The organism is Burkholderia ambifaria AMMD (assembly GCF_000203915.1).
Taxonomy (GTDB): Bacteria; Pseudomonadota; Gammaproteobacteria; order Burkholderiales; family Burkholderiaceae; genus Burkholderia; species Burkholderia ambifaria.
Genome location: NC_008390.1, coordinates 880,370 through 899,949, shown reverse-complemented (window position 1 = coordinate 899,949; position 19,580 = coordinate 880,370). Strand labels below are relative to the sequence as shown.

Sequence of the window (19,580 nt, the reverse complement as noted above, 5' to 3'; positions counted from 1 at the left end):
GCGCCAAAAGAAAAAAGGCACCCGGATCTGAACTGACCCCGCAAAGTTGGACAGTTGAAGGCTAGGCGCTCAAGGGCTGAGTTCTGTATTGCACGGGACTCAGCCCTTTCAATTTGAGCTTGATGCGTTCGTGGTTGTAGTAGTGGATGTAGTGATTGAGCGTGTCGCGCAAATGCTCCACGCAAGTGAAGCGATGTCCCTTGTAGCACTCGGACTTGAGCGTGCCGAAGAAGCTTTCCATCGCAGCATTATCGAGGCAGTTCCCCTTGCGGGACATGCTTTGAGTCAGTTTGCGCCGCTTCAGTTGCCGGCGAAACGCCGGCATTCGGTATTGCCAGCCTTGGTCCGAATGCAATAGCGGTCTGTCCGTGCGTTTGAGTTTGGTCAGCGCCTTCTTGAGCATGCCGCTGACCAACTCGAAGCTTGGGCGTCGATCCATCTGGTAAGCCACGATCTCGCCGTTGTACAGATCCATCACCGGCGACAGGTACAGCTTCTGACCGCCGACGTTGAATTCCGTCACATCCGTCACCCACTTCTGATTGGCCTGTGCGGCACTAAACTGACGTTGCAGCAGGTTGGGTGCGGCTTTGCCGACTTCGCCTCGCCAGGAGCGGTATTTCTTCGGGCGCAGCAGGGATTTCAACTGCAATTGCTGCATCAGCCTCTGCACGGCCTTGTGGTTGACGAGATGCCCGGTTTGCCGAATCGCAGCCGTGACGCGTCGATAGCCGTAGCGGCCCTTGTGATGGTCGAACACCGCCCGGATCTTCGCCTTGAGATCGGCACGGCGATCGTCGACGCTCAGCGTCCCAAGCTGGTAATAGAACGTGCTACGCGCCAAGCCGGCCGCCTTCAGAAGTGCCGCTACCGGATGGTGCTGCCTAAGCTCGTGCACTATTTGCGCTTTTTCTTTTGCGCTGCCTGCTTCTTCGCCAGCAGCGCATCGAGCTTTTTTAGGTAGGCCACCTCCGCACGCAAATACTCGTTTTCCTTGAGCAATTCTTCGCGCGAGCGTTCATCCGGTGTGCCGGGTTCGGTGGGTTTGGGCGGAAGTGAAGTGGCCATCTTTCGGGGGCGCCCTCGTCGGCGAGGGGACAGTGCATCGATACCGCCCTCATGATACAGGCGCTCCCAGCCGGCTACGCAGCCCGCGCCGCGAATATCGAACAAGGCCGATACCTGGCCGTATGACAACTCGTCTCGCCACATGCGCTGCAGTACCGATAGCTTGAACTCAGCGTCGTAGCAAACGTGTTTCTTGCGTAACCCCGCGCTGCCATGCTCCCGATAGCTCGCCACCCAGCGCCCCACGACCGAGCGGCCCACTCTGTACCGATGCGCCAGCGATTCGATGCCGATTCCGCCGGCCAGATACTCGTCAACGATGCGTTGCTTGAACTGCTCGTTGTACTTCGTCATGAAAAACACCCCAAAGGTTGGACGGGTGTCCAACTTTTGGGGTGCAGTTCAATCGGGTGCCTTTTTTCTTGGGTCCGGCTGGAACCGCGTGGCGTTACGCGCCGAGTTCCGGGTGGTCGCCGTGCGACTGCTTCGCGGTGTCGACGCTGGCGGCGTCCTGCTGCGGCGCGCCCTTCGGCACGGCGGCAGCCTTCGCGGCGATCGGCTGCGCGGCGTCGAGCGTCGCGTGCACGCGCTTCGCGCCGCCGGCCGCTGCCGTCGCGGACGCGGTCACGATCGGCTTCGACGGCTGGGCCGGCGCATTGAGCGGCACGCTGCGGCCATGCGCGACGTCGCGCAGGCGGGCACGCTCGGCCATGACCTTCGAGCCGTAGGCGGTGTCGTCCGGGTTGGTCGAGCCGTTGTACATGCGCAGGCCGTTCGCGAGCGAGCCGCCGCGGGCGATGCAGTCCTTCAGCACGAGCGCGCCGACCTGCAGGTTCGCGAGCGGTTGCAGCGCGGTGTCGGTACCGCCGAAATATTCGAACTTGTCGGAATGGACCTTCGACATGACCTGCATCAGGCCCTGCGCGCCGACGCCGCTTTCCGCGTACGGGTTGAAGCCCGATTCGATCGCCATCACGGACAGCAGCAGCAGCGGATCGAGGCCGACGTCGCGACCGGTCTGGAACGCAGCCTTGACGAGCTGGCCGAGCGGCTCCTGCGCGACCCGGTAACGGCGCGACAGGTAAGTGGCGACGAGCGCCTGTTCACGGTTCGACGCGAGCGCACGATCGTCGCGCGCATCGGCCGGAACCCGCTGGGTCGGGATCAGTTTCGCGAGCGCGACGGGCGACGGGCCGTTGCGGGCCGGATCGGACGCATCGTTCTGCGCGGCGGTTTCCGGTGCGACGTCGAGACCGACGGCGAGCGCATCCGGTTCGGGGGTGTCTTCCTGCTGCGGCTGCGCGCCGGCAGGCGCGAAGTTCGGCAGCGGATGACCGGTCAGCAGACGGGCCGGACCGGCCTGCACGGCCGCGGACACGACCGGCATCAGCTTCGCGGCGATGTTCCCGCGCACGGTCGGCAGCAGCCACAGGGCCAGTGCGATCGCGACGGCAAAACAGCCGACAACGCTGAATAAATGGTGACTGACACGCGTCCCGCGACGCAGCATGTCGCGCACGATCTGCGCATGCTGCTCATTGGGACGCCACGATAACCAAGCGTTCATTCAGATCATCTCCCATGAACATGACTCGTGCGGCTCGCTCAGCTCGATGGCGAGACAGAATACGTGCCGCGGAATCACGATGCCGCCCGCCTTGGTTGGGACGCGCAAGCATCGGGGAAACGGTATAAGTACCGTTCGAGGCCACGGTGTAAGAGGGCCGGCACCTTCGCACATTGGGCGAGGCGGGCATACGCGGTGGCACCCACGCAAAAAACCAGCGTGTGGTAGCGCTGGCTGGGACTACTACAAAAGCCGTCGAATACGCCGTGCAGGTATCGGCGGACGGTGACGCGCTGCGTCAAAGATCGGTGATTGGCGGCTCGAAGCCTTTTACCCTGCAGCCAATGTGAGCGGATTCTAGCAGGGTTTTATAGATCGTCAACACTATGAAATCTCAAAATCATAACAAAAAGTAATTTTGAATCGCCCTTCAGATCGCGAGCCCCCTGCCGTAGGGGCTCCGCGCGCGATCGACTTTTTTCACCGCCGGGCGTGCGCGCGGCCGCCCGGGTAAAATCGGCGATCGATTCGGGGCCGCAGCCGGCCGCTGCGCCCGCCCACCGCTGCCCGCTTTGCGGGTGGCCCGGACCTTCTTCATGAAATACAAAGACTTACGCGATTTCATCCAGCGCCTCGAGGCGCTCGGCGAACTGCGGCGCGTCACGCAGCCCGTGTCGCCCGTGCTCGAAATGACCGAGCTGTGCGACCGCGTGCTGCGCGCCGGCGGCCCGGCGCTGCTGTTCAACGCCCCGCCCGGCAATGCGTTTCCTGTGCTCGGCAACCTGTTCGGCACGCCGCGCCGTGTCGCGCTCGGGATGGGCGTCGATGCGGGCGACGACGCCGCGCTCGGCTCGCTGCGCGACCTCGGGCGGCTGCTGTCCGCGCTGAAGGAGCCGGATCCGCCGAAGAGCCTGAAGGACGCCGGCAAGCTGCTGTCGCTCGCGAAGGCCGTGTGGGACATGGCGCCGAAATCGGTGTCGTCGCCGCCGTGCCAGGAGATCGTCTGGGAAGGCGCCGACGTCGATCTGCACAAGCTGCCGATCCAGACCTGCTGGCCCGGCGACGCGGGGCCGCTCGTCACGTGGGGCCTTACCGTCACGCGCGGGCCGAACAAACCGCGCCAGAACCTCGGCATCTACCGTCAGCAGCTGATCGGCCGCAACAAGCTGATCATGCGCTGGCTCGCGCATCGCGGCGGCGCGCTGGACTTCCGCGAATTCGCGCTGCAGAACCCGGGCAAGCCGTATCCGGTCGCGGTCGTGCTGGGCGCGGATCCGGCCACGACGCTCGGCGCGGTGACGCCCGTGCCCGATTCGCTGTCCGAGTACCAGTTCGCCGGCCTGCTGCGCGGCAGCCGCACCGAACTCGCGAAATGCCTGACGCCCGGCGTCGACACGCTGCAGGTGCCCGCCCGCGCGGAGATCGTCCTCGAAGGCTTCATTCACCCGCAGGAAGGCACGCCCGCCGCTGCTCCAGCCGGCGCACCGCCGCGTCCGGCCGGCAACGCGTCCGCCGCGTACGAGCACGCGCTCGAAGGCCCGTACGGCGACCACACCGGCTACTACAACGAGCAGGAGTGGTTTCCGGTGTTCACCGTCGAGCGCATCACGATGCGCCGCGACGCGATCTATCACTCGACCTACACGGGCAAGCCGCCCGACGAGCCGGCCGTGCTCGGCGTCGCGCTCAACGAGGTGTTCGTGCCGCTGCTGCAGAAGCAGTTCACGGAAATCACCGACTTCTACCTGCCGCCGGAAGGCTGCAGCTACCGGATGGCCATCGTCCAGATGAAGAAGAGCTACGCGGGCCATGCGAAGCGCGTGATGTTCGGCGTGTGGAGCTTCCTGCGGCAGTTCATGTATACGAAGTTCATCGTGGTCGTCGACGAGGACGTGAACATCCGCGACTGGAACGAGGTGATCTGGGCGATCACGACGCGCGTCGACCCCGTGCGCGACACCGTGATGGTCGACAGCACGCCGATCGACTATCTCGATTTCGCGTCGCCCGTCGCGGGCCTCGGCTCGAAGATGGGGCTCGACGCGACCAACAAGTGGCCCGGCGAGACGAACCGCGAATGGGGCCGCCCGATCGAGATGGACGCGGCCGTGAAGGCGCGCGTCGATCGCCTCTGGCAAGAGATCGGACTCTGAGTCCGCGCGTTGAACGTATCCGGCAAGAACGACGATGAGCTTCGCCCCCGCCTCGATGATGTCCGACGGATTCTTCCTGTCGCTGTCGCTGTGTCTCGACATCGGCCTCGTCAACGTCGCGATGCTGTCGCTGACGCTGTCGCACGGCTTCCGGCCGGGCTTCTGGCTCGGCGTCGGCTCGTGCGTCGGCGATCTCGTCTACGCGGCGCTCGCGCTCGCGGGCATGGCCGTGCTGCTGCAGTTCGAGGCCGTGCGCTGGATCGTCTGGATCGGCGGCGGCGCGGTGCTGCTGTTCCTCACGTGGAAGATGGCGCGTGAAGCGCTCGCGCCGGCCGGCGGCGCCGACGCGGGCGATGCCGACGACACGCCGCAGCCGCGGGCCAGCGCGCGGCGCAGCTTCGTGCGCGGGATGCTGCTCGCGATGTCGTCGCCGAGCGCGATCCTGTGGTTCGCGGCGGTCGGCGGCGCGCTGATCGCGAAAGCCGGCGCGACCACGCCGGCAACGGCGTCGGTGTTCCTGTCCGGCTTTTTCCTCGGCGGCCTCGCGTGGACGCTCTTCATGTGCACGCTCGCGAGCCAGGGCCGCAAGCGCGCGGGCGCCGGGCTGATGCGCGCGTGCCATGTCGCGTCGGCACTGCTGTTCGCGTATTTCTCGTACAGCGTGATCGTCGGCGGCTATCGCGACCTGATCGTTCACGCGGTGTGAGCGGGGCGCGCCTAGCCGCGCCGAAATAAAAAACGGCGCAACGCCCCGCGAGGGACGTTGCGCCGTTTTGCCGCGTGCTCAGACGGCCGCGCGGACTATTGCATCAACGACGCCAGCCGTGATGACCCCAGCCACCATAACCGTGACGCCAGTACGGACGGCCGTAGTAGCCACCGACGACCACGGGAGGCGGTGCATAGTATGCGGGTGCCGGTGCGTAATACACCGGCGGGGGCGGCGGCGCGTAATACACCGGCGGCGGCGCTGCGTACACGGGATATGCCGGTGCAACCGGGACGCCAATGCCGACCCCGATCGACACGTGGGCCTGTGCGGCGCCTGCGGCACCCAGACCCAACGCGGCGGCGGCGATGAACGGAATGAGCTTTTTCACTTCGATTCTCCTGCTGGAGCGGTAATTTGTGCGCCCCTGACGGCAACGGCGGGCATGCACGTCGCATGCAAGCAATGTAGCGAAAACCCGTCTCTCGTGTATTGCGCATTTGTTGCAAATTGCAATTCAACGCGGGCGGGGCCAGCGTGCGGCCGGGCTGTGCGAACCCGCTACTCCCCATGCCGGTCGCGCGATTCCGTCCGACCAGAGAAATCGCGGCACGCTGGCCGGTCAGTCTTACCGGCTGCGGTAAGCGCGGGCGGCATGCTTCCGTAATGAACGATTACAAATTCGAGACAAGACGCCGACAATTCAAGAGGGACGCGGCGCACAGTCGATTCGGGGCCGGATGCGACGGTCGTCATCGAGCAGCGAAAGCGCGGCATCCGGTGATCGACTGCTCGCCTGGAACATCGCCGCCCAGATCGTCCCGCCGGGCGCCCGCCATCCGCGCCCGCCCTGTCATTCCTGCGATACTGGCGGCTGCTCCGTTTTCGCTTCGTGGCCCGTCATGTCCCTCCCCGACACTCCCCGCCTCGGCTTCATCGGCGCCGGCCGCCTTGCACGCTGCGTCGCCCGGCGTTTCGCGGCGGCCGGCTTTCCGGTCGTCGCGATCGCGAGCCGCACGGCGGAATCGGCCGCGGCACTTGCCGCGCACATAGATGGCTGCCGGGCGGTCGACACGCCGCAGCAGGTGGTCGATGCGGCCGACCTGATCTTCCTGACCGTGCCCGACGACCATCTCGCGTCGACCGCCGCGGCGCTGCGGTTCGACGCCGCGCGCGCGGCGGGCCAGGCGCTCGTCCACTGCAGCGGCGCGTCGGCGGTCGAGTTGCTCGATCCGGCAAGACGGCAAGGCGCGGCCACCGGCGGCTTCCATCCGCTCTATCTGTTCGGCGGCACGGACGCCGATCTCGCCCGTATCGACGGCTGCTCGGTCACGCTCGAAGCCGACGGCGCGCTGCACGCGACGCTGCTGCGGCTTGCTGCCGCACTCGGCTGCCATCCGCTGTCGATTCCGGCCGGCGGCCGGATGCTCTATCACGCGGCCGCGCATTACGCGGCGAGCTTCGCGCTGTGCGGGCTGTCGGAAGCGGTCGAGCTATGGCGCGGCCTCGGCTTCGACGAGGCCGCCGCGCTGCGCGCGCTGCTGCCGATGCTCGCCGGCACGATCGAGACCGCACGCGACAAGGGCCTCGCGAACGCCCTCGCGGGCCCGGTGTCGCGCGGCGACACCGGCATCGTCGAGCGCCAGCTCGCGCTGCTCGAGGCGCGCGGCGGCGATCACGCCACGCTGTATGCGCTGATGACCCGCCGCGCGGTCGCGCTTGCGGCGAAGCGCGCCGCGCCGCCGGCCGCGCTGCCGGCGCTCGCGCAGGCCGTCGAAACGTCGCTCGCGCGCACGACCGGGCACCCCTCCCCGCCGCACGACGAGGCGTGATAAGGTGTCGGCCGATGCGCCGCCATCCGGCGTTGGCGGCCGCACGCTACTCGACTGTAAAAAAAGGATGCCAACGATGTTCGGCGAGATCGCCCGTTTTCTGCTCAATACCCTCTTCACGCTGTTCGGCGCCGCGCTGATCCTGCGCGTCTGGATGCAGGCCGTCCGCGTGCCGCCGTACAACCCCGTCACGCAGGCCGTGCTGCAGGCGACCAACTGGCTCGTGCTGCCGCTGCGCCACGTGATCGCGGGCGTGCGCGGCATCGACTGGGCGAGCGTCGTCGCCGCGCTGCTCACCGCGCTCGTCTATGTGGTGCTGATGGTCGTGATGGCCGGCTTCGATCCGGCCTCGGTGATCCCGACGCTCGTCGCGGTGGCGCTGCTCACCGTCGTGAAGTGGGCGCTCAATCTCGTGATCTGGATGACGATCCTGATGGCGCTGCTGTCGTGGCTCAATCCGCGCTCGCCGGCCATGCCGATTCTCTACCAGCTCACCGCGCCGTTCCTGAACCCGCTGCGCCGCGTGATCCCGAACCTCGGCGGCATCGACCTGTCGCCGATCCTGCTGTTCGTGATCGTGCAGGTGCTGCTGATGGTCGTCACGCGCGCCGCCGTGTCGCTGACGATGTTCGGCATCTGACGGAGCGACGCTACGCTGCCGGCCCCTGCGCCGGCGGCGCCGAGAGCGTGTCGATCACGCCGAAGCGCGCCGGAATCATCGCGTAGCACACGCGCACCTTCTCGCGCGACAGCCGCTCGAGCAACTGCTGCGCCTCGTCCTCGGTGGCGATGAATTCGACCTCGATCGCAAGCGACCCCTGCAGCTCGAAAAAGCGGTCCTCGTGCAGCACCCGATGCCGGCCGAAGCCGGCCATCGCACGGAACGCGGAACCGCCCGCGATGCCCATCCGGTTGCCTTCCTCCAGCAACCACTCCCATAGCGGCTTCCAGTGCAGCCGGTGCTGCTCGTGCACATAAAAGCGCAAGAAGACCCTGTCCATCGCACCCTCCCGGTGCCGGCGCGCTCAGGCCGCCGCGAACCACGCGCGCGCGGTCCACATGCCGAGCGCCGTCAGCGTGAACGATCCAGTCAAGTGTAGGGCAGCCACCGCGATCGCCCATCCGAATTCGCCCTGCACCGCGTGCGTCATCACTTCGACCGAATAGGTCGAGAACGTCGTGAGACCGCCGAGAAAGCCCGTGATCACGAACAGCCGCCACTCGGGCGGCAGCCCGACGCGTGCGGTAAATACGACGACGGCCACGCCGATCACGTAGCCGCCGATCAGGTTCGCGGCAAGCGTGCCGAGCGGCACGGCGGGAAAGAATTCGTTGAGCGCAAGGGCCAGGAACCAGCGCAGCACTGCGCCGAACCCGGCGCCGACGAAGATCGCGACGATCGAATAGAACAAGGGAGCTCCTCGCTGACGGGGCCGCATGGCGGACGCGGCCCACGCCGAACTGTATGCGGAATCGCGCCGCGGCGGCAATGCCGCCGGCCGGTCGGCATGCGCGGAGTCGGGCCGCACCGTATCCGCGCATTTCCTGATTTCCACGCGGCTGCCGCAATCGATATTTCCGGCGCATTACGCAGACCATTACAAACCAAATCAAACGCCGATTGATTATTTATTCGCCTTTGAAAATCGAAATGCGAATTGATCCCGCCACGCGCTCGCGCTCAAAACCCACGTCTTACGGGCGATCCGCGTACTTTCCCTCATCAGATATTCCCGCATCCGCTCGATATTCGATGCAATCGGCTTCACCGATTTCGTAAAATCATTTCGCCCCCCACTCCATCGACATGGAGATTCGAAAAATGAACAATATCCGCGTGTCATCCATGTTGATTCCGGCACTGTGCGCGTCGCTGCTCGCCTCGACGGTTGCGCTCGCCGAAGGTAACGGCATCCCGTCCTTCGTCGAAGGCAACCGCGCACCGAAGGGGTATGCGCGGCCGCCGTTCCATACCAAGCCGCGCGCCAGTACCGCCGCGGTAGCCGGGCTCACGCCCTCGCTCGCACGGCATGCCTACGGATTCGACGCGCTCGCGAACCAGGGCGACGGGATGGTCGTCGCGATCGTCGACGCGTACGACGACCCGAAGATCGAAGCCGATCTCGGCGTGTTCAGCAACACGTTCTCGCTGCCGGCCTGCACCACGGCGAACGGCTGCTTCACGAAGGTGTACGCGCGCGGCCCGCGGCCCAGGACGGACGCGGGCTGGTCGCTCGAGATATCGCTCGACGTCGAATGGGTGCACGCGATCGCGCCGAAGGCGCGGATCCTGCTGGTCGAGGCGGCGTCCGCGAGCTTCAACGACCTGCTGGCCGCGGTCGACATCGCGGTCAAGCGCGGCGCGTCGGTCGTGTCGATGAGCTTCGGCGGCAACGAGTTCAACACCGAGACCGGCTTCGACAGGCACTTCAACGTGCCGGGCGTCACGTTCGTCGCGTCGTCGGGCGACAGCGGCACCGGCACCGAGTACCCGGCGTCATCGCCGTACGTGGTCGCGGTGGGCGGCACGACATTGTCCACCGACACATCCGGCAACTACATCGGCGAAGCCGCGTGGAGCGGCAGCGGCGGCGGCGTGAGCACGATCGAGGCCGAGCCGGCCGGACAAACGGGCTGGCCGGTGCCGGTGGCCGGCAAGCGCGGCGTGCCCGACGTCAGCTACGACGCGAATCCGTCCAGCGGGTTCGCCGTGTACGACTCGGTCAGCTATCAGGGTCAGGCGGGCTGGTTCCAGGTCGGCGGCACGAGCGCCGGCGCGCCGCAATGGTCGGCGCTCGTCGCGATCGCGAATTCGCTGCGCGCGGCCGCCGGCAAACATGCGCTGAGCGGCACCTACGACACGCTCTATACGGTCGGGAAAAACGCGTACGGCAGCGACTATCACGACGTGACGACCGGATCCAACGGCAATTGCGGCAGCGTCTGCAATGCGGCCGGCGGCTACGACTATGTGACGGGCCTCGGCTCGCCGATCGCGCCGGCGCTCGTCCAGGCGCTCGTCGGACAGCCGTAACCGCGCGGCAACCGGCCGGTTCGTCGCGCGGCGCTCAGCCGCCCCGCCACGCGCGATCGAGCGCGGTCAGCGTCGCGAGCGCGCCGCCCTGCAGCCCGATCACGTCCGTGCGGCGCGCATGGGCTTCGCGTGCGTTGATGCGGATCACGTCGGCGCCGAGGCGTTCGCTCAGCAGCCGCACGGTCGGAATCGCGGTGCCCGCGCCGATCTCGACGACGCTCACCCGTCCTGCCCGTGCGATCCAGTCCTGCAGCGCCCGCTCCTGCGCGTCGTAGCGTTCGCCGAGCCAGCCATCGTCGCCGAACATCAGGATGTTCGGCCGCGCCAGACCGCCGCAACGCGAGCAGCGCGGCAGCTCGCCGACCAGCCGGCACGCGGCTGCGTCGACGTCGGGCGTGAACGGCGCGGCGTCCCAGGTGTCGTCCGAGCACGGTCGCAGGCACTGCATCGAATGAATCGAACCGTGGATCTCGACGACGTGCGCCGGATCGAAACCCGCCTTCTGGAACTGACCGTCGACATTGCTCGTCAGCACGAAGCCGCCGTTCGGCATCGCGTCCATCCAGCGCCGCAGGATCGCGAAGCCCGCGTGCGGCACCGTCTCCCGATAGAGCGCGAGACGATGCCCATAGAATCCCCACGCAAGCTGCGGATGCGCGCGGAACGCGTGCGGCGACGCGATTTCGTGGAACGCGAAACGTTCGTGGCGCAGCGCCGGATACGCGCGCCAGAAGCCGTCCGTGCCGCGAAAATCGGGCAGCCCCGAATCGACGCCGATGCCGGCGCCGGCCGTCACCAGCAGCGCATCGGCGCGCGCGAGCGCGTCGACGGCGGACGCGACCAGATGCGCCGGCAATTGCGCGCCAGCAGCGCTGGAATCGGTGGGGCCGTGGGAATCGGGTAAATCGGCTGAATCGGAAAACGGCATGATGGAGCGGTGGTGGCGTCGAACGGTGCCGGACGGGCATCGCGCGATCTTACGCCCGTTCCAGCACCGTGACGCGGCATCACGCAGTCGCAGTGCGCATGCCCTCGGGTTCCCGCAACGCGACGTACTGCAGCAGCATGATCGTCTTCGCGTCGACAATTTCACCGCGCTCGACGGCATCCAGCGCCGCGTGCAGCGGCATCTCGACGACCTCGAGATCCTCGCCTTCTTCCGCGATGCCGCCGCCGTCGCCCGTGCGCAACGACGCATCGTATTCGCCGACGAAGAAATGCAGCTTCTCCGTCACCGAGCCTGGGCTCATGAACGCCTCGAACACCTTGCGCACGCCGCGCACGCGATAGCCGGTTTCCTCTTCGGCTTCCGCGCGAATGCGCGCGTCGGGCGTCGCGTCGTCGAGCAGGCCGGCGGCCGCTTCGAGCAGCATCCCGTCGTGTCCGTTGACGAACGCCGGCATCCGGAACTGCCGCGTGAGCAGCACGTCGCCCGTCGCCGCGTTGCGCAGCAGGATGGTCGCGCCGTTGCCGCGGTCATAGGTTTCGCGGCTCAGCCGCTGCCACGTGCCATCGCGGCGCAGAAAATCGAACGTCACCTTCTTCAGCACATACCAGTCATCGGATAGCACCGTCGTATCGACGATGCGCACGCGGTCCTGCGTTGCGGCCATGGCGGCCTCCCATTCGACATATGACGGCGCCCATGGTAACGTGCATATTCGTGCAATTTCAAGAAAATTCGTGCATACCCGATGCTGACGACCCAACGCAAGAAAGCGATCCTCGATGCCCTCGCCCGCGACGGCCAAGTGCTGGCCACCGAACTGAGCGTGCAATTCGGCGTGTCCGAGGACACGATCCGCCGCGACCTGCGCGAACTGGCGGCCGAAGGCCTGCTGCAACGCGTGCACGGCGGCGCGCTGCCGGCGTCACCCGCCGTCGCGCCGTTCGCGCAGCGCGAGACGCTCGAAACCGCGGAAAAACGGCGCATCGCCCGTCGGGCCGCGCAGATGATCGCGCCCGGTCAGGTCGCGATCGTCGATGGCGGCACGACGTCGGCGCTGCTCGTCAGCCAGTTGCCGCCCGACCTGCGCGCGACGATCGTCACGCACAGCCCGAGCGTCGCCGTCGCGCTGGCCGCGCATCCGTCGATCGACGTGATCCTGATCGGCGGACGCTTGTACAAGCATTCGATCGTCGCGGTGGGCGCCGCGGCGATGGAAGGCATCTCGCGTATCCATGCCGACCTGTACTTCATGGGCGTGACCGGCGTCCATCCGGTCGCGGGGCTGAGCACCGGCGATTTCGAGGAAGCGGCGATCAAGCGTGCACTCGCCGGACGTGCCGGCGAGACGGTCGTCCTTGCTTCGCAATCCAAATTGCGTGCGGCATCGCAGTTCGTGATCGGCGAGCTTGCGCTCGCGCAGACCATCGTGGTCGAGCAGGAAACCGACTCGGCGCTGACCGAGCCGATCGAAGCGGCCGGCGTGACCGTCGTGCGGGCCTAGCCGCTCAGCGGCCCGCTACCGAGCGAAACGCGCGATAGGCATCGGCGTGAAGCTCGAAGCCGATGCCCGGCGCCTGCGGCACGGCCGCGTAGCCGGCGTCGAGCGTTTCGCCGTCCGGCAGCCCGCTGAACGGATGGAACGCAAACGGATTGACTTCCGCGCCACCGAGCCCGAGCGCGGCCACGACGTGCAGCGAGAACAGGTGACCGCCGTGCGGCCAGAACGCATCGCGCCGCCAGCCGTTCGACACGAAATGATCGACGATCTGCAGATAGCCCGGCAGGCCGTAGCAATGCACCGGATCGAACACGAGGAAGTCGCGGTCTGCTCGCAGGCCGCCGTAGCGTTCGAGCAGCTTCGCTTCCGCGAGCGAGAACAGCGCCTCGCCGGCCGCGACCGGCGGCGTGTATTGCGCAGTGAGGTCCGCATGCAGCGGCAGGTCGAGCGGATCGCAGAGGTCCTCGAACCACCAGAGCCCGAACGGTGCCAGCATCGCGGCGGCGGCGCGCCCGCTCGCCGCGTCGTACGTGTTCATCGCGTCGACCGCGAGGTGCGAGCTGTCGGCAAGGCAGGCAGCGGCGGCTTCGATGCGTCTTTTGTCATCGTCGAGATCCGGGCCGCCGATCTTGATCTTCGCATGCGTGTAGCCGAGATCGGCGATGCGACGCATCTCGTCCGACAGGCGTGCGAGATCGTCGTGCGGATAACGGTAGCCGCCGCCGGCGTACACGCGCACGCGACGCGCTGCGTGGCGCGCGAGCCGGTTGGCAAGAAAGCGATGGAGCGGCAGGCCGGCGATTTTCGCGGCGGCATCCCAGATCGCCATGTCGAGCACGCCGACTGCAACGCAGCGTTCGCCGTGACCGCCCGGCTTCTCGCCGGCCATCATCGCGCGCCATGCGCGAAACGGATCGAGGTTCGTACCGGCGTCGTCGGCGATGGTGTCCGCGGCGGCCAGCAGCCGCGGCCCGAACCGTTCGCGAATCAGCCCGCCCTGCGCATAGCGGCCGACCGACGCGTAACCGTAGCCCGTCACCGGGCGGCCGTCGCGCACGACATCCGTGACGATCGCGACGACGCTCGTCGTCAGGCCGCCCGACGAAATCGCCGGGTCGGCATAACGGGAAACCGGAATTGTTTGCTCGCGAATGTCGATGATGCGCATGGTCGGGTTCCGGAGGAAACGTTCTGCGTTCGCGGGCCATGCACGCGATGCGGCCGGCGCGCTGGCGGATCGCTGCATCATAGGTGCTCGCGCGATGTCTTGCAGGCTCGCGATCATCACGACGACGCGGCGTCACGCGGCTCCATCGGCATCACCCGAATCGCGCTGCACGGCATCGGAATACCGAGGAATGCTCTGTCACGCTCGATGCGCGTTGCGTGCGTCGAATCCGCGCATCGCATTGCGCCGGCAGTGAATGAGATGGACAACCAACACCAAGCGCGTATGATGAATTTGTCCGAGCACGGGTGGTCGAGTTGCTGGCCGCTCGCCCCGCCATCTTCCTCATTGCTGCGTCGTGCGTTCATCAGCACGCGTCGCTGCCTTTTTCACCCTACCCGTCGCGCCGCGCAGCGGTGATACCGGTCGGATGTGTTCGTCCACGCGATTTGTCGCGACCGAACCAGGAGTTCATCATGAGCATGCATCTCTATCGTGGTTTCGAAATCTATCCGCTGATTTATCCGCACGTGCCTTCCCAGAACGGCAACCCGCACAACTACGACGGCGGCTTCGACGCAGCCGTGAAGATTTGCCAGCGCGGCACTGCCGACACGGTGACCCGCAGCGAAACGTTCCGGCTGCTCGGCAACGCGCCGTTCGAATCGGCGGGCGAAGCGCGCCGGGCGTCCCTTCGCTACGCGGAGGAGATCATCGACGGCAATCGCGGCGAGCAGCCGCTCTTCGCCAACTCCCACTGACGTATCTTGCGGCGGTAGCGCGGTCGTATATCACTTCGGATCACGAAGCGATCATCGGCGCAGGCGATCATCCGATTGCATTGCACGAGATCGCCTAATCCGGTGCAGCTCCGCATAACGGCCTCGCCAGTTCGGCGTTGCGTCATCACCCGGCGTCGCAGATGCTGTCTGCCGCGCGCACACCGTCGATCCGCGTCGGCTATTTCGAATGCGATCCGACGAGATGGCGAGTGCCGTCACAACTTCGCTCGACCAGCGTTCCTTCATGCATTGTTTGAAAACGGGATCTGCATGACGACGATCGTCCTCAAGCCCAACGAACCGGTCGATGTCGCGCTTCGGCGCTTTCGGCGAGACATCGAGAAGACAGGCCTGATCCGCGAGTTGCGCAGTCGCACCGGTTATGAAAAGCGGACGACGCAGCGCGAGCGCGAGAAGGCCAGCGCCGTCGCGCGACAGCGCCTGCGCGCCAAGCGCATGTTGCCGCCTCGCAAGTTGCACTAGGAGAACGCCATGTACCAGCCGCCCGCCGAAGCCCCTCCGTTCTTTCCGTTGACGAAATGCGAAGTCGATTTCGATCGACAGAACGATGCGATCACGCTTTTGCCAAGCTTCTACGCGTTTGGCTGCGAGTACACGAGTCGCGGCCTGCGGATCGGCCGCGATGATGCGTTCAAATTGATTGCCGCGATCGAAAAGGCGCTGAGCGTCGAGAAGTAAGCTTCAGTTGGGAGTGGTCGAATCGCATCGGGAGGCGCGGGCCGGCCGCCTGCTTCCGGGCAATACGGATTTGCATGGCCGCATGGATGCTGATGCATCCGCGAAAGAACATTTCCGAAATCGCGGCGGGCTGCGGATTTGCCGACGCGTCGCGTCTCGGGCCCAAGTTTCGGCGCACGTACGGGATGTGGCCGCGCGCGTATCGGAGCATCAGGCGCCCCGCGCGCTCGGCGGGATAGCGGGACCGGCCGAGCGTGCGACCACGCTCGGCGAGCTGTTCCCGAACCGGAACGAGTTTACTGAACCGGAATCCGCGAGACCGCCATTCCTGCCGAAATCCCGGAGGAATGACGCGTCATGCGGGCGCGTCAGGCGAAGACGAAATACTTGCGCACCGTCTCCACCACTTCCCAAGTCCCTTTCATGCCGGGCTCGATGACGAACACGTCGCCGGCTTTCAGGTGCACCGCCTCTTCGCCTTCCGGCGTGATGATGCAGTAGCCGTCGAGGAAGTGGCAGTACTCCCACTTCTCGTAGTTCACCTCGAACTTGCCCGGCGTGCAGATCCACGTGCCCATGATCTTGCTGCCGTCCTCGGACAGGTAGGCGTTGAGGTTCACGGTGTGCGGATCGCCGCCGATGCGCTTCCATTTGGTGGCATCAAGGACCGGGGTCGGGCAGGTTTCGCGCAGAACGGTGATGAAATCGGACATGTCGGCTCCAGACTTACGATCGGATGAGAGGTCTGTCACGTTAGTTCGAAAGCCGCATCGGGGCTTGTATGGTTCCGACACTGACTCGTCTAATTTCGACACCGGCTTGCGTGGTGGGGCGCTGCGGGGGTTCCATTTCGCGTTGCATCGATGGACCGCTTTCGACGGATCGTCCTTCACCTTTCCCACTGGTGTCATCGCCTCCACGCCAAGCGATGCCGGCATCGAGGCCAGCGGCCACCACGCCTCGCTTGCAACATCTCGGCCAAACCCTGTACAATCACCCGTTCTGCGGGCGTCGTATAATGGCCATTACCTCAGCTTCCCAAGCTGATGACGTGGGTTCGATTCCCATCGCCCGCTCCACTTTCGGCTGCACGGCAGCCAGCGCAAGAGCCGCCTCGTCGAAGGCGGCTTTTTTGTACCATGTGCCCGTTCATCCGGCGCACCGCTGCGCGTAACGGGCCCGCGCCCCGAACCGAGCCTTTCTCTGTCACCGATGATGCACGACGATCCGAACGAAGCCGGCCTGCCGCCGGACGACGCCGCCCTCCCCGACGAAGCCGCCGACGGCGCCGACGAAGTCAATCCGCTGCACCACCGCCGCATCCGCAGCTTCGTGACGCGCGCCGGCCGCGTGTCGACCGGCCAGCGCCGCGCGCTCGACGAGTTCGGCCCGCGCTTCGTCGTCCCGTACGCAGCTGAAATTCCCGACTGGGACGCCGTGTTCGGCCGCAGCGCACCGCGCATCCTCGAGATCGGCTTCGGGATGGGCGCGTCGACCGCGGAAATCGCCGCGCACCGTCCGGGCGACGACTTCCTCGGCGTCGAAGTGCACGAGCCGGGCGTCGGCGCGCTGCTGAAGCTGATCGGCGAGCAGGACCTGCCGAACATCCGCATCATCCAGCACGACGCGGTCGAAGTGCTCGAGCACATGCTCGCGCCGGAAAGCCTCGACGGCGTGCACATCTTCTTCCCGGATCCGTGGCACAAGGCGCGCCACCACAAGCGCCGGCTGATCCAGCCGCCGCTCGTCGCGCACCTCGCATCGCGCCTGAAGCCCGGCGCGTACCTGCATTGCGCGACCGACTGGCAGAACTACGCGGAACAGATGCTGGAAGTGCTCGGCGCCGAACCGTCGCTCGAAAACACGGCCGCCGACTACGCGCCGCGTCCCGACTACCGCCCCATCACGAAGTTCGAGCGGCGCGGGTTGCGGCTCGGCCACGGCGTGTGGGACCTGGTGTTCCGCAAGCGCGCCGGCTGAATCCCCGCCGCGACGGCGCACCGCACGCTGCGCGCCGCGCAATGAAGAACGGCCCGACCGGCATCTGCCGATCGGGCCGTTCTTCATTGGAAGCGCCGTCGCCTGCGCACCGGCATCACGCCCAGTTCAACCACCCGCTGTAACCGACGAGCAGCACGAACAGGCCGAACGCGATCCGGTACCACGCGAACACGGTGAAGTCGTGCGTCGCGACGAAGCGCAACAGCCAGCGCACGCACACGAACGCGCTGACGAACGCGGCAACGAGCCCGAGCGCGAACAGGCCGAGCGAGTCGACCGTGAAGGCCTGCCAGTCCTTGACCGTTTCATAGAGCGTCGCGCCGAAGATGATCGGAATCGCGAGGAAGAACGAGAATTCGGTCGCGACGCGCCGGTCGAGGCCGAACAGCATCCCGCCGATGATCGTCGAGCCCGAGCGCGACATGCCCGGCACCAGCGCGAAACATTGCGCGAGGCCGACCTTCAGCGCGTCGAGCGGCGTGAGCGCATCGATCGACTGCACGCGCGGTGGCTCCCTGCGTTCGCGCTGCCGCGCCTCGGCCCACAGGATGATCGCGCCGCCGACCACGAGCGCGAATGCGACAGGCACCGGCGAGAACAGCACGGCCTTGATCTTCTTCTCGAACAGCAGGCCGAGCGCGATCGCGGGAATCGTCGCGATCACGACGTTCAGCGTGAAGCGCTGCGCGTCGGGCCGGCTCGGCAGACCGGTCACGATGGACACGATCCGTTGCCGGTATTCCCAGCAAACCGCGAGGATCGCGCCGAACTGGATCACGACGTCGAAGGTCTTCGCGTGCGCATCGTTGAAATTCAGGAAGCTGCCCGCGACGATCAGGTGGCCGGTGCTCGACACCGGGAGGAATTCCGTCAGCCCCTCGACGACGCCGAGGATCAATGCCTTGCAGATCAGGATCCAGTCCATCCGTGGCCCAACTCCGAAGTAGTCGAAAGAGAATGGGCCCCGTCACCGCCGCGGCCCGCCCGGCCGCGCGCGGTACGTCGTCACTTTTCGACGATCGCCACGCGTATGCCGTTTGTAAGAATCGTAATTGTACCGGGTTCGTAGTTCACTCCGGCAAATTGCAGTTGCTCGGGCTTGAACGTGTAGATCGGATAGTTGGTCAGCACCTGCGTCGCGAGCAGGCCGGCGGCCGCGCCGACCTGTTGTGCGTACATCTGCGCGTTGCCGTCGAGCACGAGGCTGTCGACGGCCGGCGCCCGCAACACGACGGAGCGGCTCGGCGCGTCGTACGCCAGCTGGCCCGACACGGTGAACTTGCCGCTCACCGGCTCGCTCAGGAACGGACTCGCGAAATGCGCGTCGAGCTGCACGGCGACGCGGTTCTGGTCGGGCAGCAGGTTGACGGCCGGATTCGCAAGCGACACGTCGACGACCTGCGCGACCGTCTTCTGGTACGGGAACTTGCGCGCGACGGCTTTCTGCACGTCGCCGCGCGAGAACGTGTAGTGATCGGGGATGAACGGGAACGTCGACGCGCAGGCGGCGAGCGATACCGCGAGCGATACCGACACGCCGATGGCGCCGGCGCACACGGCGAGGAAACGGCGCCGGCCGGGCGTGCAAGATGCGGTCATGCTGGACAATCTCCTGTATCGGGCGAAGCGGCAGTGGGGCCATCGGCTCGGCCGCCGCTTCGGGGCCGTGGACCGAAGTTAGTGCTTGCGCACACGCCGCCGGTTCCGTGCGCGAGCCGGTGCACGACCATGCGTCAACGGGAAGCGCCGGTGCCGGGCGCGGGCTGGGTCGCGACCTCGAGGCGCGTCAGCCACGCGAGCGCGTCGTCGCGCGACGCACCGCACATCTCGGCGGACGGCTGCAGCCCGGAACAGCACGCGGGACGCTCCGGACGGCCGAAGATCCGGCAGCGCAGGTCGTCGCCGAGCTGCACGCAGCGCACGCCGGCCGGCTTGCCGTCGGGCATCCCCGGAATCGGGGACGAAATCGACGGCGCGATGCAGCACGCGCCGCACCCCTCGCGGCACGCATGCGGCGGCGGGGCATCGGCGGGTGCCGGACGGACAGGCATTTCGACGGACACTCGACTCTCTCAAGAACGACAAAAAAACGGTGCGGCAACCGGACGCGGCGTGCGGCG

Annotated in this window: 24 protein-coding genes and 1 tRNA gene; 13 read left to right on the top strand and 12 right to left on the bottom strand. The window is 66.5% G+C overall.

The features are described 5' to 3' along the window. Positions 1 to 61: 61 nt before the first annotated feature. Positions 62 to 1,422 (bottom strand): IS3 family transposase gene (locus BAMB_RS34835; RefSeq protein WP_085963142.1). Its coding sequence is split into 2 segments (ribosomal slippage): positions 62 to 960 and positions 960 to 1,422, totalling 1,362 coding nucleotides; the frame shifts between segments, so codons are not numbered across the junction. Between the two features lie 94 nt (positions 1,423 to 1,516). Further along, positions 1,517 to 2,635, bottom strand: coding sequence for a transglycosylase SLT domain-containing protein (locus BAMB_RS04115; RefSeq protein ID WP_011656185.1), 1,119 nt, complete (start codon positions 2,633 to 2,635; stop codon positions 1,517 to 1,519). A gap of 596 nt (positions 2,636 to 3,231) precedes the next feature. Between BAMB_RS04115 and BAMB_RS04110 the strand changes: the two genes are divergently transcribed. Next, a complete protein-coding gene (locus tag BAMB_RS04110) occupies positions 3,232 to 4,788 on the top strand; it encodes a UbiD family decarboxylase (protein ID WP_011656184.1) in 1,557 nt (518 codons plus the stop codon). A 34-nt stretch (positions 4,789 to 4,822) separates the two neighbouring features. Beyond that, positions 4,823 to 5,494 carry a LysE family translocator gene (locus tag BAMB_RS04105; protein WP_011656183.1) on the top strand — a complete coding sequence of 224 codons (672 nt, stop codon included), beginning with the start codon at positions 4,823 to 4,825 and terminating at the stop codon, positions 5,492 to 5,494. A gap of 103 nt (positions 5,495 to 5,597) precedes the next feature. Here the strand turns inward: BAMB_RS04105 and BAMB_RS04100 are convergent, their stop codons facing one another. Continuing rightward, entirely contained in the window at positions 5,598 to 5,888 is a 291-nt protein-coding gene (locus BAMB_RS04100) for a hypothetical protein (protein WP_041491105.1), read from the bottom strand. Between the two features lie 511 nt (positions 5,889 to 6,399). On the opposite strand from BAMB_RS04100, the gene BAMB_RS04095 reads away from it, so the two are divergent. Beyond that, on the top strand, positions 6,400 to 7,329 hold the full coding sequence (locus BAMB_RS04095; RefSeq protein ID WP_011656181.1) for a Rossmann-like and DUF2520 domain-containing protein: 930 nt from the start codon (positions 6,400 to 6,402) through the stop codon (positions 7,327 to 7,329). 76 nt (positions 7,330 to 7,405) lie between these two features. Further along, the gene (locus BAMB_RS04090; RefSeq protein ID WP_011656180.1) at positions 7,406 to 7,969 is read left to right on the top strand and encodes a YggT family protein; all 564 of its coding nucleotides are present in this window, start codon (positions 7,406 to 7,408) and stop codon (positions 7,967 to 7,969) included. Positions 7,970 to 7,979: 10 nt separating this feature from the next. Here the strand turns inward: BAMB_RS04090 and BAMB_RS04085 are convergent, their stop codons facing one another. Beyond that, positions 7,980 to 8,330: a DUF190 domain-containing protein gene (locus tag BAMB_RS04085; RefSeq protein WP_011656179.1), complete on the bottom strand. Its 351-nt coding sequence runs from the start codon at positions 8,328 to 8,330 to the stop codon at positions 7,980 to 7,982. Positions 8,331 to 8,354: 24 nt separating this feature from the next. Further along, a complete protein-coding gene (gene crcB, locus BAMB_RS04080; RefSeq protein ID WP_041491104.1) occupies positions 8,355 to 8,741 on the bottom strand; it encodes a fluoride efflux transporter CrcB in 387 nt (128 codons plus the stop codon). A gap of 25 nt (positions 8,742 to 8,766) precedes the next feature. Here crcB and BAMB_RS04075 point away from each other — a divergent pair, with 25 nt between their 5' ends. Next, positions 8,767 to 8,991, top strand: coding sequence for a hypothetical protein (locus BAMB_RS04075; RefSeq protein WP_041491103.1), 225 nt, complete (start codon positions 8,767 to 8,769; stop codon positions 8,989 to 8,991). A gap of 160 nt (positions 8,992 to 9,151) precedes the next feature. Further along, complete coding sequence (locus BAMB_RS04070; RefSeq protein ID WP_011656177.1) at positions 9,152 to 10,363, top strand: S53 family peptidase; 1,212 nt, start codon at positions 9,152 to 9,154, stop codon at positions 10,361 to 10,363. Between the two features lie 34 nt (positions 10,364 to 10,397). Here BAMB_RS04070 and BAMB_RS04065 read toward each other — a convergent pair whose 3' ends face one another. Next, on the bottom strand, positions 10,398 to 11,291 hold the full coding sequence (locus BAMB_RS04065) for an SIR2 family NAD-dependent protein deacylase (RefSeq protein ID WP_041491102.1): 894 nt from the start codon (positions 11,289 to 11,291) through the stop codon (positions 10,398 to 10,400). Between the two features lie 79 nt (positions 11,292 to 11,370). Beyond that, complete coding sequence (locus tag BAMB_RS04060) at positions 11,371 to 11,976, bottom strand: NUDIX domain-containing protein (RefSeq protein WP_011656175.1); 606 nt, start codon at positions 11,974 to 11,976, stop codon at positions 11,371 to 11,373. Positions 11,977 to 12,057: 81 nt separating this feature from the next. On the opposite strand from BAMB_RS04060, the gene BAMB_RS04055 reads away from it, so the two are divergent. Beyond that, positions 12,058 to 12,813 carry a DeoR/GlpR family DNA-binding transcription regulator gene (locus tag BAMB_RS04055; RefSeq protein ID WP_011656174.1) on the top strand — a complete coding sequence of 252 codons (756 nt, stop codon included), beginning with the start codon at positions 12,058 to 12,060 and terminating at the stop codon, positions 12,811 to 12,813. A gap of 4 nt (positions 12,814 to 12,817) precedes the next feature. Here BAMB_RS04055 and BAMB_RS04050 read toward each other — a convergent pair whose 3' ends face one another. Next, positions 12,818 to 13,978 carry an enolase C-terminal domain-like protein gene (locus BAMB_RS04050; RefSeq protein WP_011656173.1) on the bottom strand — a complete coding sequence of 387 codons (1,161 nt, stop codon included), beginning with the start codon at positions 13,976 to 13,978 and terminating at the stop codon, positions 12,818 to 12,820. Between the two features lie 476 nt (positions 13,979 to 14,454). On the opposite strand from BAMB_RS04050, the gene BAMB_RS36155 reads away from it, so the two are divergent. The 4 genes from BAMB_RS36155 (at position 14,455) to BAMB_RS35795 (ending at position 15,698) form a co-directional block, all read left to right on the top strand. Continuing rightward, positions 14,455 to 14,739, top strand: coding sequence for a hypothetical protein (locus BAMB_RS36155; RefSeq protein WP_011656171.1), 285 nt, complete (start codon positions 14,455 to 14,457; stop codon positions 14,737 to 14,739). A 291-nt stretch (positions 14,740 to 15,030) separates the two neighbouring features. Beyond that, entirely contained in the window at positions 15,031 to 15,243 is a 213-nt protein-coding gene (gene rpsU, locus BAMB_RS04040; RefSeq protein WP_011656170.1) for a 30S ribosomal protein S21, read from the top strand. Between the two features lie 9 nt (positions 15,244 to 15,252). Beyond that, a complete protein-coding gene (locus tag BAMB_RS04035) occupies positions 15,253 to 15,459 on the top strand; it encodes a hypothetical protein (RefSeq protein WP_041491101.1) in 207 nt (68 codons plus the stop codon). A 74-nt stretch (positions 15,460 to 15,533) separates the two neighbouring features. Then, complete coding sequence (locus BAMB_RS35795) at positions 15,534 to 15,698, top strand: helix-turn-helix domain-containing protein (RefSeq protein WP_338084269.1); 165 nt, start codon at positions 15,534 to 15,536, stop codon at positions 15,696 to 15,698. A gap of 129 nt (positions 15,699 to 15,827) precedes the next feature. Here BAMB_RS35795 and BAMB_RS04025 read toward each other — a convergent pair whose 3' ends face one another. Further along, positions 15,828 to 16,172, bottom strand: a complete 345-nt coding sequence (locus BAMB_RS04025; protein ID WP_011656169.1) for a cupin domain-containing protein — start codon at positions 16,170 to 16,172, stop codon at positions 15,828 to 15,830. A 291-nt stretch (positions 16,173 to 16,463) separates the two neighbouring features. Between BAMB_RS04025 and BAMB_RS04020 the strand changes: the two genes are divergently transcribed. Both BAMB_RS04020 and trmB read left to right on the top strand, forming a co-directional pair. Next, a tRNA-Gly gene (locus BAMB_RS04020) sits at positions 16,464 to 16,538 on the top strand. A 133-nt stretch (positions 16,539 to 16,671) separates the two neighbouring features. Beyond that, complete coding sequence (trmB, locus tag BAMB_RS04015) at positions 16,672 to 17,439, top strand: tRNA (guanosine(46)-N7)-methyltransferase TrmB (protein WP_011656168.1); 768 nt, start codon at positions 16,672 to 16,674, stop codon at positions 17,437 to 17,439. A gap of 115 nt (positions 17,440 to 17,554) precedes the next feature. Here the strand turns inward: trmB and BAMB_RS04010 are convergent, their stop codons facing one another. The 3 genes from BAMB_RS04010 to BAMB_RS04000 form a co-directional block, all read right to left on the bottom strand. Then, entirely contained in the window at positions 17,555 to 18,385 is an 831-nt protein-coding gene (locus tag BAMB_RS04010) for an undecaprenyl-diphosphate phosphatase (protein WP_011656167.1), read from the bottom strand. Positions 18,386 to 18,465: 80 nt separating this feature from the next. After that, on the bottom strand, positions 18,466 to 19,059 hold the full coding sequence (locus BAMB_RS04005) for a DUF1439 domain-containing protein (RefSeq protein ID WP_011656166.1): 594 nt from the start codon (positions 19,057 to 19,059) through the stop codon (positions 18,466 to 18,468). A 134-nt stretch (positions 19,060 to 19,193) separates the two neighbouring features. Continuing rightward, positions 19,194 to 19,511, bottom strand: a complete 318-nt coding sequence (locus BAMB_RS04000) for a YkgJ family cysteine cluster protein (RefSeq protein WP_011656165.1) — start codon at positions 19,509 to 19,511, stop codon at positions 19,194 to 19,196. Between the last annotated feature and the right edge of the window lie 69 nt (positions 19,512 to 19,580).